At 36.0% G+C, this 17,742-nt stretch carries 15 protein-coding genes; 7 read left to right on the plus strand and 8 right to left on the minus strand.

Annotation, left to right across the window (positions count from 1 at the left end; translation table 11 throughout):
• Positions 1-104: 104 nt before the first annotated feature.
• Both BW724_RS15075 and BW724_RS15080 read left to right on the plus strand, forming a co-directional pair.
• Positions 105-1,052 (plus strand): hypothetical protein, encoded by a 948-nt coding sequence (locus tag BW724_RS15075; protein ID WP_088076012.1) that lies wholly within the window; start codon positions 105-107, stop codon positions 1,050-1,052.
• A complete protein-coding gene (locus BW724_RS15080; protein ID WP_088076013.1) occupies positions 1,039-3,879 on the plus strand; it encodes a DEAD/DEAH box helicase in 2,841 nt (946 codons plus the stop codon). The genes BW724_RS15075 and BW724_RS15080 overlap by 14 nt, the downstream gene beginning before the upstream one ends.
• Before the next feature lie 56 nt (positions 3,880-3,935).
• Here BW724_RS15080 and BW724_RS15085 read toward each other — a convergent pair whose 3' ends face one another.
• The 3 genes from BW724_RS15085 to BW724_RS15095 form a co-directional block, all read right to left on the minus strand.
• Positions 3,936-4,448, minus strand: coding sequence for a BsuPI-related putative proteinase inhibitor (locus BW724_RS15085; protein ID WP_088076014.1), 513 nt, complete (start codon positions 4,446-4,448; stop codon positions 3,936-3,938).
• Positions 4,449-4,519: 71 nt separating this feature from the next.
• Complete coding sequence (locus BW724_RS15090; protein WP_088076015.1) at positions 4,520-5,362, minus strand: YitT family protein; 843 nt, start codon at positions 5,360-5,362, stop codon at positions 4,520-4,522.
• Between the two features lie 237 nt (positions 5,363-5,599).
• Positions 5,600-5,869, minus strand: a complete 270-nt coding sequence (locus BW724_RS15095) for a hypothetical protein (protein ID WP_088076016.1) — start codon at positions 5,867-5,869, stop codon at positions 5,600-5,602.
• Between the two features lie 125 nt (positions 5,870-5,994).
• Here BW724_RS15095 and BW724_RS15100 point away from each other — a divergent pair, with 125 nt between their 5' ends.
• A complete protein-coding gene (locus BW724_RS15100; RefSeq protein WP_088076017.1) occupies positions 5,995-6,132 on the plus strand; it encodes a DUF3941 domain-containing protein in 138 nt (45 codons plus the stop codon).
• Positions 6,133-6,212: 80 nt separating this feature from the next.
• Here the strand turns inward: BW724_RS15100 and BW724_RS15105 are convergent, their stop codons facing one another.
• The 3 genes from BW724_RS15105 to BW724_RS15115 form a co-directional block, all read right to left on the minus strand.
• Positions 6,213-6,590: a rhodanese-like domain-containing protein gene (locus BW724_RS15105; RefSeq protein WP_088076018.1), complete on the minus strand. Its 378-nt coding sequence runs from the start codon at positions 6,588-6,590 to the stop codon at positions 6,213-6,215.
• Positions 6,591-6,674: 84 nt separating this feature from the next.
• The gene (locus BW724_RS15110; protein WP_088076019.1) at positions 6,675-7,799 is read right to left on the minus strand and encodes an AI-2E family transporter; all 1,125 of its coding nucleotides are present in this window, start codon (positions 7,797-7,799) and stop codon (positions 6,675-6,677) included.
• Between the two features lie 82 nt (positions 7,800-7,881).
• Positions 7,882-8,844: an AraC family transcriptional regulator gene (locus tag BW724_RS15115; RefSeq protein ID WP_088076020.1), complete on the minus strand. Its 963-nt coding sequence runs from the start codon at positions 8,842-8,844 to the stop codon at positions 7,882-7,884.
• Positions 8,845-8,883: 39 nt separating this feature from the next.
• On the opposite strand from BW724_RS15115, the gene BW724_RS15120 reads away from it, so the two are divergent.
• The 3 genes from BW724_RS15120 (at position 8,884) to BW724_RS15130 (ending at position 13,871) form a co-directional block, all read left to right on the plus strand.
• A complete protein-coding gene (locus tag BW724_RS15120; RefSeq protein ID WP_088076021.1) occupies positions 8,884-10,248 on the plus strand; it encodes an MATE family efflux transporter in 1,365 nt (454 codons plus the stop codon).
• A 339-nt stretch (positions 10,249-10,587) separates the two neighbouring features.
• A complete protein-coding gene (locus BW724_RS15125) occupies positions 10,588-11,556 on the plus strand; it encodes a TAXI family TRAP transporter solute-binding subunit (protein WP_088076022.1) in 969 nt (322 codons plus the stop codon).
• 344 nt (positions 11,557-11,900) lie between these two features.
• Positions 11,901-13,871: a TRAP transporter permease gene (locus BW724_RS15130; RefSeq protein WP_088076023.1), complete on the plus strand. Its 1,971-nt coding sequence runs from the start codon at positions 11,901-11,903 to the stop codon at positions 13,869-13,871.
• 78 nt (positions 13,872-13,949) lie between these two features.
• Here BW724_RS15130 and BW724_RS15135 read toward each other — a convergent pair whose 3' ends face one another.
• Positions 13,950-14,804: a MurR/RpiR family transcriptional regulator gene (locus BW724_RS15135; RefSeq protein ID WP_088076024.1), complete on the minus strand. Its 855-nt coding sequence runs from the start codon at positions 14,802-14,804 to the stop codon at positions 13,950-13,952.
• 12 nt (positions 14,805-14,816) lie between these two features.
• Entirely contained in the window at positions 14,817-16,217 is a 1,401-nt protein-coding gene (locus BW724_RS15140) for an aspartate aminotransferase family protein (RefSeq protein WP_088076025.1), read from the minus strand.
• Positions 16,218-16,500: 283 nt separating this feature from the next.
• Between BW724_RS15140 and BW724_RS15145 the strand changes: the two genes are divergently transcribed.
• Positions 16,501-17,667 (plus strand): KamA family radical SAM protein, encoded by a 1,167-nt coding sequence (locus BW724_RS15145; protein WP_088076026.1) that lies wholly within the window; start codon positions 16,501-16,503, stop codon positions 17,665-17,667.
• Positions 17,668-17,742 lie beyond the last annotated feature (75 nt).

A 17,742-nucleotide genomic window follows, 5' to 3' on the forward strand; every position in this document is an offset into this window, starting at 1 on the left:
GTAAAAAGAAGAATTTTTTATAATTCACGTTCGTCTTTTTTTATTGTTGAAAGCAACTTACATTAGTAAAATATAAGAAGGAGAAACTGGAGGTAATCAGAATAATGAAAGAATCATTAAGTGCAAATGAATTATACATCTATATAAATGAAAAGCTTTCAAAAGAATTAACATTGTATTCCCAAATCATATTTTTTGAAGAAAATGGTCTCCTAACTTTTAGCAATTGGCTTAATGGACAAGGCTGGAATAGGGAACTTAAACTTTCAGCAAAAAAGGCAAATAAATATGAGCCTGTCATTAAACTCTTATGCCTAAGGGAAATTAGGTCATTACTGATAAAAAAACAGTTATACACCTTACGGAAGAAACAACTTGGAAAGTTGGTTCAAGAAACTCTTGCATCTTCCCAGTCAGAATCCTTCAAGATTGTATTTAATGAAAACTCTACTTGGAGTGAATTATTAGATCAATGCTGTAATATGATAATCGCTGAATTTAATATTGAGGTGCCATCAAAACTTTGTAATGACGAGGATCCTGAGTCTATAAAGGGATGGCTAAACAGGTGGCTAACTTCTCCACATTTCCAAAAATATAAATATTTTATTGAATCCATAGATGACGATAAAGAGAAAAATAAAGCGATTGATTTAGCCATATCCATGCTAAAAAGACAATTACACCAGGATCATGTAAAGAGAGTTTACTATTCCATCATCATGTACCATCAAAGGCTTGAAGAAGGTATAACAGAATTACGAAGTATCTCTGATCCACTCCATTTAAGCGAAGAAGAGTACAAGTTTTTAACCCTATTAATTAAAATAAAGCATACAGAAACGCCGTCCATTCTACACCAAGTAATAGAACGCCTGATTGTAAGAAAAACACGTAGTCATTATGTACAAGCTGTAGCTTATATTAATATACTAAGACGTTTCTATGACGGAAACAGCTCCCAATTTCAAGAGTATCTAATCATTCTAAAAAATAAGTTTTCCCGCTACTCGTCATTTATAAAGGAGCTAGAGGAACATGGCAGCTACTAATGTTAAGATTTCAAAGATTAACTGTGAATTATTATATAATGAAAATGAGTCAGGTATTCTCCTAACACTTACTTCTGAGAAGTATAGCGAGCATTACGACCCCATGCTATTTAAGCAAAGATTATTTCAGGGCGATGCTGCGTCTTTTTACGGACTTACTTACGATTTAAAGACAACTCAGAATGGTAAGACCGTAGGCGTATGGATTCCAGCAAGTCAATTAAACACTATTCCACAATTATATAAACAGTGGAAGTTGAATAACACCTTGTACATCACTTCTCAATTAAAAGAAATGGTTAACTTTATTACAGAACTAACAAAAGAAGTAGATGAAACTATAATATTCCCTGACAAGAGTGGACGTTGGAATATAGAGAACCCACAAAAACTGGAGTATATATTCAACACTATCCCATCCATTAAAAATACATTGCCAGATACATCAGAAACGATTATTAATATTGTTTTGGATTGGCTTCAGTATTGGTTTCCACAAGATAAAAATAAGAAGAAAGTAGCAACATATATTGCTAAAATACGAGATTATTATGAAGATGCACAAGTGAAAAAGTGGCTTTTAACATTGGAAAACCCAAAGGCAACATACTCCCTATCCGATCACCTTTATACACAATGTTTAAAGCTATGGAATGGTAAAATAGCTCCATTTGAACTTACATTAATACTAAGAGAACCTGCCAGGAAGGAAGAAGAATGGCTACTTGAAAGTTATTTAAAAGAGCTTGAGACTGGCAAAATGCAGCCGTTGTCCAAGCTACAAGATGGCACCCACCCATTTCGAAGTAATCCAATACCATTTATTAAAGATAGATGGAAGGATGTCTCTAGTGTTTTTCCTTTTTCAACAATGACAATGATAAATACAACAATAGAATTGACAGAGGAAGAAGTAAATAGCTTCCTATCTCATGGTACAAAAGATCTGGAGGCATTAGGTGTTACAACCCTTGTGCCAGAAGAGTTAAAAAAGGTAAGCGCCGTTCCAAAAATTAACGGCATGCTCGAACAAAGTGTTGATAATCAATCTCATGCCACTTATGTTCAAAGAAACATTAATTGGGCCTTCCTTATCAATGATCTTCCTGTTGATGAATCCATTTTTAAGCAGTGGGTGGAGGAAAAAAGAGAGCTCATTTTTTTACACGATCACTGGGTTAAATGGAATTTGAAAGATGCAGAAAAACTTTGGTTGCAATATAGGGAAAGCCAATCAAATCCTGCAGTATACTTCAATTCTTTAAGGGCATCATTTGAGAAAGAATTAATGGAAAAAGATAACCATTCGGAGTATAAAAGGGCATCGGCAGTAACGATTAACTGGGAACTCCCAGACTTTTGGAACGATGTTAGTCATTCTACCCTTTCAAATCATTGGTACTCCCTTCTAAGGTCCTATCAAAGAGAAGGCGTCCAATGGTTGTTAAAAATGAGACAGTTCTCTTTTGGCGCTTGTTTGGCAGATGATATGGGGTTAGGTAAAACCATACAAACAATTGCGTATATAGAATCATTAGTATCGAAGGATTCTAGGTCAAGTCCTCATCTTATCCTTTGCCCTACAAGCTTAGTTACAAATTGGGCTCAGGAAATAAATACTTTTGCTCCGTCCCTAAAGCTTCATATTCATGAAGGGAAAGTTGTAGAGCGTAGTCTTACATTAGCTAATAATTATGAAAGCACTGATATTATCATCACATCATATCCACTTGCAGTGAGAGATCGAGAATTGCTGCAAAAATATAAGTGGTCAAGTTTAATATTAGATGAGGCTCAGAAACTGAAAAATGTAGCTTCGAAGTTGAGAAAATCTATTAAGCTTATTCAATCCTTTCATACTATTGCATTGACTGGAACACCTGTTGAAAACGAACCAAAGGAATTATGGAGCATTATGGATCTGTTAAATCCCGGATATTTAAGGGACGAGGAATGGTTTTTTGATCGGTTTATCCGAAAAGGGCTCACTGAAAGTAAAGCGCAACTTGAACAACTAAAATCTTTAATACGTCCGTTTATATTAAGGAGGACAAAACTAGAATTCCAACATGAGTTAACTCTTCCTAATAAAAAGGTTACTCAATATGTTGTTAAGTTATCTGAGGAACAACAAAGCTTGTATGAGGCCGTTGTTGAGGAGTATCTTGAAGGCAAACCTACTTTCACAGCTTATGAAAAAAAAGCAAACTTATTTCGCCTAATTATGAAACTCAAGCAAATATGCAACCATCCTGCACATTTCTTAAAGCAAGAATGGATTCATATGGAGGATAAACGGTCAGGGAAATGGCGAGAATGCAGTCATTTATTGACTCGACTAAAAAACGATGGTAAGAAGACACTTCTTTTTACTCAATATAAGTATATGGGAGACTTAATTAAGCATTCTTTAACAGAGGCTTGGGGATTAAATATTCCGTTCTTTCATGGTCAACTTAATAAAGCAGACAGATATCAAATGGTAACAAATTTCCAACGCGATGACACTCCACTATTAATTGTGTCCCTTCGTGCAGGCGGGTTTGGTATTAATTTAACGTCAGCTTCTGAAGTCATTCATTTTGATAGATGGTGGAACCCTGCAGTTGAAAACCAAGCAACCGATCGTGTATATCGGATTGGACAAACAAAGCCAGTCACTGTTCATACTTTCTTATCACAAGGGACAATTGAAGAAAAACTGGATTACCTTATTAATGAAAAACTTCAGTTGCAAAATCAACTAATAGGTACTGGAAAATCCAGTTCTCCTTTATGGGATTTGTCAGATGAGGAAATTCTAGAAGTGCTAGCAATAAGAAAATAAAAAAAAGAGTCTGGTCACTATTTTCATAATAGTTTTCTCCCAGACTCTTTCCAATTCTATTCACTTGAAATAGTTTTTACTATTTGGAATTCGTTATCAAATATATTACCATCAATAGTTGATGGTAATAACTGCGCTTCAACTTCAAGATAATCTAAATCATGTATTTCCTCTGATTCCCAAACCTCTTCAAATATAAGTGTTTCTCCTGAGCCAATGGTTTCATATATTAAAGCCTGAGTAAACATCATCTCTTCTGCGTAATGATATAACTTATTTCCTTCAGGATCCTTGATGAAAATATCATATTGTTGTCCGGAAGAGAATTCAAGTTCCTTGTCAGAATCGCTCTCATTCTTCAGTAACATCTCAATGTGAAGCTCATTTCCTATTATTTCCGTTCCTAAAGTAAAAATAAGGTCCTCAATGATAACCTCTGCTGCTGATTCTTCGCCTTCATTAGAAGGATCTCCCCCTTCTCCAGTACGGCTTGTTTCTTCACTAGTACCACAAGCTACGAAAAATACTGTCCCCATTACTATTAAAAGTACAATTTTAAACAAGTTCACCCTATTCTCCTCCTCATCCCCTACAAGCTATTTTCTTATTAGACGACAGTTGTACTAAGAAGTTACAACCTTTAATTATCTTTTCGGAACATGCCAAAGATACCAGAAGTCTCAACGATGTTAGTAAATGCACCTGGATCAACTTCATCAATAATTTTTTGTAATTCATATAATTCATAACGGGTTATAACGATCATTAAAATTTCCTTGTCCTGTTTTGTGTAGCCACCTTTAGCAGGAATTCGAGTGATTCCCCTAATTACCCTTTCATGAAAAGCCTGTTGTAACTCATCCCCTTTATTCGTTACAATGAGGGCCGTCAGCTTTACATGGCGCGTATGTAAAGTATCAATAATTCTAGATAAAACATACAAAGTAACTAGTGTATATAGTGCCTTCTCCATACCAAACATGACGCCTGATGTAAGAACAATAATGGCATTAATTGTAAAAAAATAGACTCCTAAAGGTCTATCGCTTTTTCTTGCTAACAGAAGTACTAAAATGTCTAAACCACCAGAAGAAGCACCAAATTTCAGTATAATACCAGCCCCTAGTCCCCCTAAGACTCCACCAAATACAGAATTAAGAATAATATCAGGAGAAACAGTTTGAACAGGGATCACTTCTAAGAAAAAGGTAGTGAATGCAACATTCAAAAAACTATAGAAGGTAAAGCTCTTTCCAACCTTTAACCATCCTAATATGGCCACTGGTATGTTAAGTAAAAATAATAGAATACCTGGGGACAGGCCAGTTAATTCAGAAAAGATTTGGGCAATACCTGTAAATCCACTGGCAAATACATTCGCGGGAATCAAGAATAGATTTAAACTTAGTGCTAATAATGCAGCGGTTCCTATGGCAATTATTACTTTCTTAGTTTCTTCTAGGATATTCCATTCTCTTATCATGTTTAATCTCCTCTTTTTAAGCATCATTTCCACGGGAATAACTTAGTATCATTGTTTCCCTTCCAATAACCTAATTATTCTTTAAGGACAATGACCATGAGAGAACGTACCTATTTTCAATTTAGTCTACCGTGAAAATAGACAATATGTAATTTAAATCGCTGCAGGCTACTTGCTTACCTTAACTTAATTAAAGATGAGGGAATTGAACTTAAGACAACTCCCCCCACCATCCGGTTATTTACGTTTTTGGTTGTAGTAATTTACAGAATACAGTGCTCCTTCACCAATCATGGAATTGTCTTTTATATCATGGGGGTCAGAATGTCCTAGCTTCATTTCATAATATTTTTCATAATCCTCTTTTTTCCTTTTTGTCACCCTAGCTTTCATACTTTTCCATTTCATCATTGCCTTCTCCCGCCTATCCTTTGTACCGAGGATAAAGGAGCTAGAAGCAACGATAGATACTAATATGGATGTAGATATCCATTTCTTTGTGTCCATGAATACGAACCTCCTTCTGGGATTTGTTAGTTCCTATTCCCATTGTTAGGACAAGCTAAACTTTTACATAAATTAGATAGTAGACACAAATATTAAGAACGAAAGAGTGATAAGGAGGATAGATTATGGGACCAACAAAAGACAATAATAAAAGACCTCATGATAACCAAGCGCTGAATCAACATAAGAACGAAAGAGCGAGGGAAAATAAGCTTAAGCAACCACAGAAAAAATCATACTCAAAAAAGACAGACCATTTATAAAAAAAACACACAATAGGAAAAATCCTATTGTGTGCTTTTTTATTTTAATTACCTAGAAAGTAGAGCTTACACATCTTCACTTATTTTTTCCAGTCTCGAAGCTCTTGATCACTTTCTATGTAGAACTCTGGACCTTCTTTTTCTTCCCCGTCCCAAGAAAGCATTCCTCCATTGAAGTTAACAACATTCTCAAATCCATTCTCCTTCAAAAAGAGTGACACGTTTTGTGATCTGTTTCCACTTCTACATATAAAGATATACTCTTTATCTTCATTAAAACCATTCAACATAGAAGGTATGGATCGCATTGGCAGGAGTGGAATACCAGGAATATGTCCGCTTTCATATTCTTCTGGCTCCCGAACATCAAGGACAACTTTGTCACTAGGTAGATCCTTAATTAGCTCTTTCAATTCATTTACATCAATTTGTTTGATCCCATCTTGTTCAAAGCTCATCTTCATCACCTCACATTTATTATAAACCTTATATGATCCTTATAAAAAGCGAGGTGCTTATACTACTGATAATTTTCCATACTCTTATGACTCTTTTGCCGCTGCCTGCTCTTCTGCAATACGTTCATCGTTTCTTTTTCGAAGTTTAAGTAATCGGTATGTATGACTCACAATTACTTTGGACGCAGCGTATGTTGGAACAGCCAATAATAAACCGAAGAACCCTGCAAATCGTCCACCTACTAAAATGAGAATAATGATGGTCAAAGGATGAATGGAAAGCTTTTTCCCCATCACTTGTGGCGCAATCAAATTACTCTCAATTTGTTGAACAATGACGATTGCTAGAAGAACCCAGAGTACCATAATAGGTGAATGGATTAATGCCACAATTACTGCAGGAATTGTCCCAATCCATGGCCCTACAAATGGAATTACATTTGTAAACATAGCAACAAGAGCTAGAATTAATGAATATTCAATTCCAATGATAAGAAACGCAATATACATTAAGACACCAACACAAAAGCTGACGATAATTTGACCTTGAATGTATGAGCCTAGTGCCTCATCCATATCCTTTAATATTCTTCTACCTTCCACTTGTTGTTTTTCTGGAAAAAAGCGAAGGACTTGATTTGGAGCCTTTTCCCCATCCTTTAGTAAGTAAAAAAGCATAAAGGGAACAATTATAAATACAAGTACAAAATTAATGACACTACCAATTAATTTTGCGATATTTGTAGATAAGAAGTCTATGGAAGCCATTATATAGGAAGTAACATTATCTATAATACCTTCAATAGAAAAGTTTTCTGTCTCCTGATACCTTGCGATCCATTCGTTATCTTGAATCTGAATTAAGATAGCACCTAGGTCATTAACAAGCCGTGGCATGTTATCCACAAGATTCATTAACTGCCTCTGCAGTATCGGACCAATTAAAAATACAAAACCAGTTGCAATTCCTATTAAACCTAAATAAATAAAGACAATCGCAAGTCCTTTAGGTATTTTTTGTTTATGTAAAAATGTTACAATTGGTCTCAGGAGATAAAACAATACTCCTGCGATTAAAAAAGGGATAAATAACGTCTGGAAAAATACCACTAATGGTCGGAAAATAAAGGGTACTTTCGTGCTTAAAAAGACAACTAATAAGATGAGTATTATACCTACAAGAACTTTAAAGAATCGATTTTCAAACAATCAGATTCACCAACTTTCTAATTATTTTGCTTATTAAATTCACTACAGCTTTTTTCTGGACTCTAGAAACTAGTTTCTAATCCTATCTCCCACGTAATCTTCTATATTCCCCTGGTGTAATTCCTTCCCTTTTTTTAAAAGTTCGGGAAAAATAGCTAACATCAGAAAAACCACATTCAACAGCAATCGTAGCCAAATCTTTATGTTCATTGACAAGCTTACTTTTAGCAATAGAAATTCGATAATGATTTAAATATTGAATAGGAGTCATCCCAATTACTTTTTTCATCGACCTAGTTAAGTAATCTGGGTGATATAAAAGAACCTTTGCCATTTCTTTTACTTTAAAATCCTGTTCGTCGTAATGCTCACGTATATATTTGATTACCTCATCCGTTACTGTCTTCGCACTTGAAGGAAGCTCGATTGCGTCCTGCTGGATTTGAATAAGTATATCATTGAAAAACATTTGTTGTTTCAATTTATCGGGAGGGTTATTCGATTCATCTAATTGTTTAATGATAGAAAATGCTTCAACTCCCCTCTCAAAAGAACGAAATTTTCCAAATCTCGGAAGGTTTAGGTTGTATTGTGCAGATTCTGTAAACGTGTTATCACGGACAATAATTTTTGACCAATCTAGATCATTGGTTGTCTCTAAACTCCATTCCCCAGAAAGAGAAAAGTGAACCCAGTAGTACTTCGTTTCCTCATCACAGCCTTTATACCCACCATGATATTTCCCAGGGACTAAAAACAAATATTGCCCCTCTGAAACTTCAAATTCCTTTCCATCTTCCATCATATATAACGTCCCTTGGACTACATATAGTAAATCAAATATATGGAAAACACGGTGGAAGTGGCTCTCTCCCTTTCGAAAAGTAGCTAATCCCCCTTTGATAAAAATTGGCATCGGTGGTATAGAACATACTAAATTATCCATCAATCTACCTCTATTTCCATATCGATTTTGTACAATTGTAATCGATATTATTCCTTCAAAATCATTTAAGTTTCCATTATTATTATCTAAGTAATTCAAGAAAATGTCCAACTTTTTTAGAAATCGAGGTAAAATAGAATGAAAACAACTCAGAGTAAAGCAGCGAAGTTAACCCTCTTCGCTTTAACATGGCCAATATTTATAGAAATTCTACTTCACATGCTGATGGGTAATGCAGATACTCTCATGTTAAGTCAATATGATGATAATGCTGTTGCTGCTGTTGGTGTAGCAAACCAAATCATGAGTTTGATTATTGTCATGTTTGGTTTTGTCGCAACAGGAACTACCATACTAATTGCACAGTACTTAGGAGCTAATAATGAAGAAAAGGCAAATCATATAGCAGTAGTTTCTATTGTTGCAAACCTTGTCTTCGGGCTTTTACTAAGTTTCGTTCTTTTCGTTTTTGGAGAACAATTACTTGTATTAATGAATATTCCAATTGAGTTAATGGACCAGGCTCTAATTTATCTCCAAGTAGTAGGTGGAATTTCATTTGTTCAAGCTTTAATTATGACGTTAGGGGCAATTGTTAAAAGTCACGGTTTTACGAAGGACGCTATGTATGTAACACTTGGAATGAACGTCGTCAATGTAATCGGAAACTACATTTTTATTTTTGGAGCATTTGGAGCTCCAGTACTCGGCGTTACAGGAGTTGCAATTAGTACTACATTTAGTCGTGGGCTAGGTTTAATCATTCTTTTCATTTTCTTATATAAACGACTAAAAGGAAACATCCCATGGTCATTCTTGACAAGAAAATTCCCTAAAAATGAATTGAGGCAACTACTTAAAATAGGAATCCCTTCTGCTGGAGAGCATTTATCTTACAACGCTTCCCAAATGGTAATTACCATATTTATTGCTTCCATGGGGACTGCTGCACTAACGACTAGAGTGTATGTTATGAATATAATAATGTTTGCATTCCTTTTCTCCATTGCAATAGGTCAAGGGACACAAATTATAATTAGTTACTTAATAGGTGAAGGTCGCATAAAAGAGGCTTATCACCGCTGTTTAAAAAGCTTATGGATTGCAATGGCAATGTGTACGTTTGGTACAATTATCTTTGCGTTATTCAGAGAAACATTGTTAGGTATTTTTACAGATAACCCTGAAGTAATTAAGCTTGGCGGAATACTTATGATTATGTCTATCATATTAGAGCCTGGACGTGCATTTAATTTAGTAGTAATTAACTCCTTAAGGGCTGCTGGGGATGTGAAATATCCTGTTTATATTGGAATTCTTTCCATGTGGGGTGTTGCTGTAACAGTTTCATATGGAGCAGGAGTTATGCTAGGATTGGGACTTATAGGTATTTGGTTGGCGTTTATTTTAGATGAGTGGATCAGAGGAGTACTAATGCTGATACGCTGGAGGTCTCGCAAGTGGGAAAACATGTCCTTTGTAGAAAAAGAAAAAGCTGTGTAGAATTACCATTCACACAATAACTATATTTTTCTCCCTTTTTCGATTGAAATGGACAAAAGTCATGATTATTATACATTTTTCCACTCATGCCTTATTAATTATTTGTGAGGGAAAAACACCTAATTAATAACTAATAAAATTAATTAAATATTAAAAACTCTTGATTATAAGCTATAAAACCTAATATAGTAACATTTTCGTTTTGTAGGCTTGACTGCTGAAATTTGTAAATGAGAAATTTTTGACATGTTTGTTGTTTTCTGCTTAAATTAATGTTGATACTAACAATTTTTTTAATTAGGTATCATTGGTAGACTATTATTTTAGGGGGAATGGAATTTGAAAAAGAAACTACTTTCCATGTTAGCACTAGTTTTAACTGCGAGCTTAGTCTTAGCTGCTTGTGGTGATGATGATGTCGACATTAGTAATTTGCAAATGGGGACAGGCAGTACAGGTGGAACTTACTACCCACTTGGTGGTGAAATGGCTACTGTAATTAACAACAATATCGAAGGATATGAAGATTTTGATTTAAGTGCCGTTTCATCTGGAGCTTCAGTAGAAAACCTATCTGAAATTGCTCAAGGAAATTTTGCACTAGGTATGACAGTTCATCTACCTGCAGTCGATGCACTAACAGGAGATGGAGACTTTGAAGGAGTAGAAATTGAAAACTTCGGCTTTATGGGTCATATTTATCCAGAAGTAATGCAAATTGTAACTCCTGCAAACTCAGGTGTTGAAACAATCGCTGATCTAGCTGGTAAAAACGTAGCGATTGGACCTCCAGGTTCTGGTACACAAGCTGCTGCAAAATTAATCCTAGAAGCTTATGGTCTTGAAGATGGTGACTATAACGCATTTGAAGAAGGTTTCGGTGATGCTGCAGGTCGTATTCAAGATGGTAACTTAGACGCTTCTTTCGGTCTTTTAGGTTTACCAGCAGGTAGCATTGATGAGCTTGCTCTACAACGTGATGTACGCTTAATTCCAATTACTGCAGAAGGTCTACAGTACATTGAAGCAAATAGTGGGTACGGCGCATTAACTATTCCAGCCGATTCATATGACTTCCTAGAAGAGGACGTTCAAGCAATTACTGCTTATGCAGTATTAGTTGGATCTACTGATTTAATCGATGAGGATCTTGGATATGCTATTACAAAAGCTTTATTTGAAAATAGCGACCAAATCTCTCACTCACAAGGTGCTAATTTAACGAAAGAAAATGCACTTCTTGGATCAGAAGGTCTGCCAATTCATCCTGGTGCTGCAAGGTACTTTGAAGAAGCTGGCATTCAATAATTATTATGATATAACATCAACGAGGCCGGACCTCTAAGTGTCCGGCCTTTTTACAACGAAAAAAGGCGTATAATGAATAGTTTTCAACCTTTTCTTTCATGCTAAGACAGTGGTTTTTAAGTCATTCTTATACATGCATTTCGATAGCGTTCACATAATATATCATTGTCTACTGCACTAAAATGTGGTAATAATTGAATTATAGTCCAATCCTACATTGCATATATCTTTATTGATGATGCATCAACAATTCGACGAAAACGCAGGACAACCATTCTATCTCCTACCTTTTCGTCGATTTGTCATTACATATAGTTCTAACAAAATTTGAAGGTGGTGAATATATGAAAGAAAAAGAAGTATTATCAGAAGAGCAGAAACTGGAAATGCTTGCGAAGTATGACAAAGAGTCAGCCTTTCGACAGAATCCAGGCAGGTGGGCTTGGGTTATTTCATTCCTCGCCATTTCCCTTACAGTTTTTCATTTATGGCGAGCGTTACCTATAAATGGTCCACTCGTATTTTTAATGCAAGGTGCAGTTCATTTAGGTACTGCCCTATCACTCATTTTCCTTTTATATCCAGCAAAGAAAACAGGTTTAAAACGCAAAGGAGTACCTTGGTATGATGTTCTCTTTGCATTTATGGGAATGGGTTCTTGTTATTATATTTTATTTCAATATGATTGGCTTACAGGCGGAGCTAGAATATTAGGATATACAACACTTGATATTGTCGTCGCTACAATTGGTATCATTCTTTTATTAGAAGCAACTCGACGAGCAGTTGGAATACCAATCGTTGTAATTGGAGTTGTTGCCATTTTATATGGTCTATTCGGAACAAATATACCTCATTTTGGACATGGAGGTTTTGACTGGACTGGCTTAACAAGAAGATTGTTTTATTCAACAGATGCAATCTTTGGTACACCAATTCAAATTTCTTCCACATTTATATTCCTGTTTTTATTCTTTGGTGTCATGCTTACAAAAACAGGAGTTGGGCAATATTTTAATGACCTTGCCTTTGGTGCAACAGGAAGATACACAGGTGGTACTGCAAAAGCAGCCGTTACGGCATCAGCCATGCAAGGTATGGTAACCGGTAGTTCTGTAGCAAATACAGTAGCATCTGGGTCATTTACTATTCCAATGATGAAGAGAGCAAAATTCCGTCCAGAATTTGCTGCAGCAGCAGAAGCATCCGCTTCCACAGGTGGACAAATTATGCCTCCTATAATGGGTGCAGCTGCCTTCATTATGGCAGAGTATGTAACAGGTATATCGTATAGCGATATTGTAATTATCGGTATCATTCCAGCTATACTTTATTTTTCTGGTGTATTTATGGGGACTCACTTTGAAGCAAAACGTCATGGAATACATGGACTTCCAAAGGATCAGCTTCCCACATTAAAAGGGCTCTTAAAACGAGTCGATTTATTACTGCCCCTTGTAGCAATTGTATTTATGCTAGTTAGTGGGTTTACTGCAACTACTGCAGCTTTATATGGGATTGGTACAGCATTCCTTGTTAGCTTCTTCAGAAAAGATACTAGAATGAGCTTCAAGGATATGATTAATGCATTAGAGCAAGGTGCCCGTGTTGCATTACCAGTAATCGCAGCCTGTGCTACAGCAGGTATCATTGTTGGTATTGTTGTATTTACAGGATTAGGTTCAAAAATTGCTGGGGGATTACTAAATCTTGCTGGTGATAACCTTTTCTTACTATTATTCTTTACAATGATTGCATGTATCTTATTAGGAATGGGATTACCAACTACAGCAAACTATGTTGTAACTGCAACTATGGCTGCTCCAGCATTAATTCAATTTGGTGTAGAGCCTATCGCTGCCCACTTCTTTGTTTTCTATTTTGGAATTGTTGCAGACATTACACCACCAGTTTGTTTGGCCGCCTATGCAGGTGCCGGTATAGCCCGGGCCAACCCAATGAAAGCAGGTGTAACAGCCTTCAAGTTGGCAATTGCTGCTTTCATTATTCCATACGTCTTTGTATTTAACCCCGTACTCCTCTTGCAGGATGCTACGGTATTGACGTTAGTACCAGTATTAATTACCGCACTACTCGGTATGATGGCAATTAGTGCAACAATGATGAATTACTTTATTTATAAGCCTTTCTGGTTCGAAAGAATTTTACTATTTGCTTCTGGTATAATGCTTATTATTCCAGATGATCTGCCAGTAGAGCTTTCTGGTTTGGCCTTATTCATCTTAATTGGAGCACTTCAATACTTTAGAAAAAAACGGGACGAAAATAAGGATAAAGAAGTCGTAGCTGAATAAGAAAAGCAATAGTACTAAGCAATATAAAAAGCCTGGAGAAGAATGGTTATTTCACATTCCTCCAGGCTTTTTAAGCTTTTAATCGTAAAAAACATCAAAAGTACCCCATAGATCTTCTAATTCCTTTAATCGTTTCTCCACTTGTTTATGCTCTGACCTTGTTAATGCAGTAATTAAAGCACTTGCTATACTCATTGGTGCTGCAAAGGAATCAATAAAGGAATTAATCTCCGTTGCCGCAACAATATTTCGATCACCGTATGGTACTAACGGGCTCATTAGATGGTCTGTAATGACTAGCGTCTTTGCCCCTTGCTGCTTCACATATTTTAATACCTCTACAGTACGTTTCGTATAACGAGAGAAACCAAGTCCAATTACAAGGTCCTCTTCTGTAATATCAAGTAAATGTTCAGAAACTCCATCTGCCTGCCTAATTAACTCTGTATTTTGAAGAACAAGGTCAAGATAGAACTCTAAAAATGTTCCGATACTGGTTGCACTTCGATAAGCAATAATATATATTCTTTTTGCATTAATAATTTCCTTAACCGCTTTTTCAAAGTTGTCTGGCTCTACTTGCCCCAACGTCATTTTTAGATTTTGAATATCGTCAGATAACACCTCAGAGATAACATTCTCTGTCATATCATCTGCATCTGTCGTTCTTGCCAATACTTCTGCTGATGTCATTTTACGTTGTAATGCTTCCTGTAAATGACGTTGTAAGTCAGGGTAACCTTTATAATTTAGAAAAAATGCAAAGCGGATGACAGTTGCTTCTCCAACTTGGACGTTTTTCGCTAACTTTGATGCGGTTAGAAAAGGTGCCGTTTCATGATTCTCAATGAGATAATTTGCTATTTTTTTATGGGATTTACTCATTCTGTCGCGACTTTGAATCATTCGTTTATAAACTTCGCTTTCTAACACAAGTCCTCCCCCTTAGGACATACCATCTCCCCCTAAGCGATTATTTAATACTTTATCATAGGCGCTTAACGTTGCTTCCATTTCTTTATCCCCGTGAGTAGTGGAAATACTGTAGCGATTCATTGGTTTCGTATAAATACCCTCATTCAATAAATGGAAGTCTAACTCTTTTCGTAAACTAAGGTTAGTGTTTTGGAGGTCACGGTAATGCCGTATTTTATTATCACGGGTGCACACAATACTGAAAATAGTTCCAAGACCTAACGTTTTTAATGGAATATTTGCTTTATTACCAAGCTTTTCTATTTCAGCCTTCAAAGTATTAGTATACGCTATTGTTTGGTCAAAATCCTGCTCTAAACGTTCAATAGTTGCTAAACCTGTCGCTAAAATTGTCGGATGTCCGTTGTAAGTCCCACTATGAAACAAAATCTCCTTCGCTGAAGACTTTTTCCCTTGGCCTACATTGAACACATCACCAGTAGCATTTGGTTTACTAATTGTTAGTATTTCTTCCCTTCCCCCTACAACACCAATTGGAAAGCCACCGCCTATAACTTTTCCAAGTGTAGTAATATCTGGTTTGATATGATAAATCTCCTGACCGCCACCAAGTGCACTGCGGAAGCCGGTCTTTACTTCGTCAAAAATAAGAATTATTCCATGTTTTTTTGTAATTTCTCTCAAACGTGTCATGAATTGTTGTTTTGCAGGAATAAATCCTCCTTGAACTGGTTCAATAATAACTGCCCCTAATTCTGAAGCATTTTTTCCAATTAATCTCTCTGTGGCTTCGATGTTGTTGAAAGGAAGCATCAGAGGTCTTTCATCAGAATAAAGATCTAAACCCGAAGACTCTGGAACTGCTTCTGGTGATTCCTCTTCTCCTGCCTCATCAAGTGAAGGATTAATGCTGTACAAGACATCATTATATCCACCATGATAATGCCCTTCGAACTTTGCTATCTTCTTCTTTCCTGTAAATGCAGTAGCTAATCTAATTGCCAATAGTGTTGCCTCTGTACCAGAATTAGTAAATCTTAATTTTTCCATTGATGGATAGTACGACTGTATTTTCTTAGCAAATGTTGTTTCTAGTTCATGTGGCGTTCCAAATAAAAACGTTCCATCTTGAATCATTTGCTCTTGTATTGCAGTTTTTATATCTTCATGCCCATGCCCTAAAGCTAATGATCCATATGCCATCAAATAGTCGACATACTGATTTCCGTCAACATCTTCTATCCAAGCACCATCAGCTTTTTTCATCACGATCGGATAAGGCGCGAAATGTTTAATGTTAGCTGTAACTCCTCCAGGTAAATAATCCTCTGCTTCCTTCATTAGTTCGTATGATTTCTTTGTTTTGGCTCCGTACTGAATGAATGGATGTTCCACCTTCCGAATGGCCATTGTTAATCAACAAACCCCTTTCAGTTCAAATTCCTTCTACACTTCATTTTTATGAAGGATTTATTTCATTTTATGATATGTTTGCTCGTCTGTGAAGAGGTCATACACAATTTCTTCAAAAAAGCATAAGATGATGAATTAGCCTAAATAAACAAAAGAAATATGGAGGAAATATTTCATTTTGTTAGAAAAATAGATGTTTTATTCCGTTTTTGACCAAATATAAAGATTATGTTTATAATGGATAAGAATCTATTAATCTTGTAATGGAGTGTGATATAGAATGGCACAACCAAAGTACATTATGAACATCGATAAGATTACTCAAATTCCTGAAGAAGAACGTGCAAAACTAAAAAAAATCACTGAAAAATTCGTGTTTCGTGTGAATGATTACTACTTAAATTTGATTGATTGGAATAATCCGAACGACCCAATTAAAAAGCTGATCATACCTAACGAAGGAGAATTGGAAGAGTATGGGCGCTGGGATGCTTCCGATGAAGACACGAATTATGCTGCACCAGGATGCCAGCATAAATATGGAACAACAGCTTTATTAATTGTATCTGAAGTATGTGGTGCTTATTGTCGTTACTGCTTCCGTAAACGTCTTTTCCGTAATGACATTAAAGAAGCAATGGCAGACGTACAACCTGGTATTGAATACATCAAAAACCACCCTGAAATAAACAATGTTTTATTAACAGGTGGAGATTCACTTATACTTGCAACGAAGAAGTTACGCCTTATCATTGAGCAACTTCGTGAAATCCCACATGTAAAGATCATTCGTCTTGGATCAAAAATGCCAGTATTTAATCCAATGAGAATTTATGAAGATGAAGAGTTACTAGAGCTTATTCGTGAATACTCTACACCGGAACAGCGAATATATGTAATGGCTCACATTAATCATCCAGTGGAGATTACTGAAGAGGCTAAACGTGGTTTTGATGCCCTTCACCAAGCTGGTGCAATTGTTGTTAACCAAACACCTGTATTAAAAGGAATTAATGATGATCCTAAAGTTCTTGGAGAGTTACTAGACAAGTTATCATGGGCTGGAGTTACACCATATTACTTTTTCATTAACCGCCCAGTTGCTGGAAACAATGATTTCGTTCTTACCCTCGAAGAAGCATATAATGCTGTTGAACAGGCTAAAGCAATGACTTCTGGATTAGGTAAACGCGTTCGTCTGTCCATGAGTCACACTTCTGGTAAAATTGAAATTCTAGCTATTGAAGACGGTAAAGCATACCTTAAATATCACCAATCCCGTGATAATCATTATGGTAAATTCATGGTTCTAGATTGTCCTAAAGATGCGGCATGGTTTGATGATCTACCAGGAAATGAACAGTATTGGGAAAAACCAAAGAAGAAGCTCGAAACTTTTGTAGGAGCTAACGAAAAAATTAAAGCTAAAGAAGAAACAACTGTTTAAATAAGCAAAGAAAAGGCCAGGAGAACTCTTTTGTTCACCTGGCCTTTTTACTATCCTCTAAGTTTAATTGATTTC

The organism is Litchfieldia alkalitelluris, from assembly GCF_002153425.1.
GTDB lineage: Bacteria > Bacillota > Bacilli > Bacillales > Salisediminibacteriaceae > Evansella > Evansella alkalicola.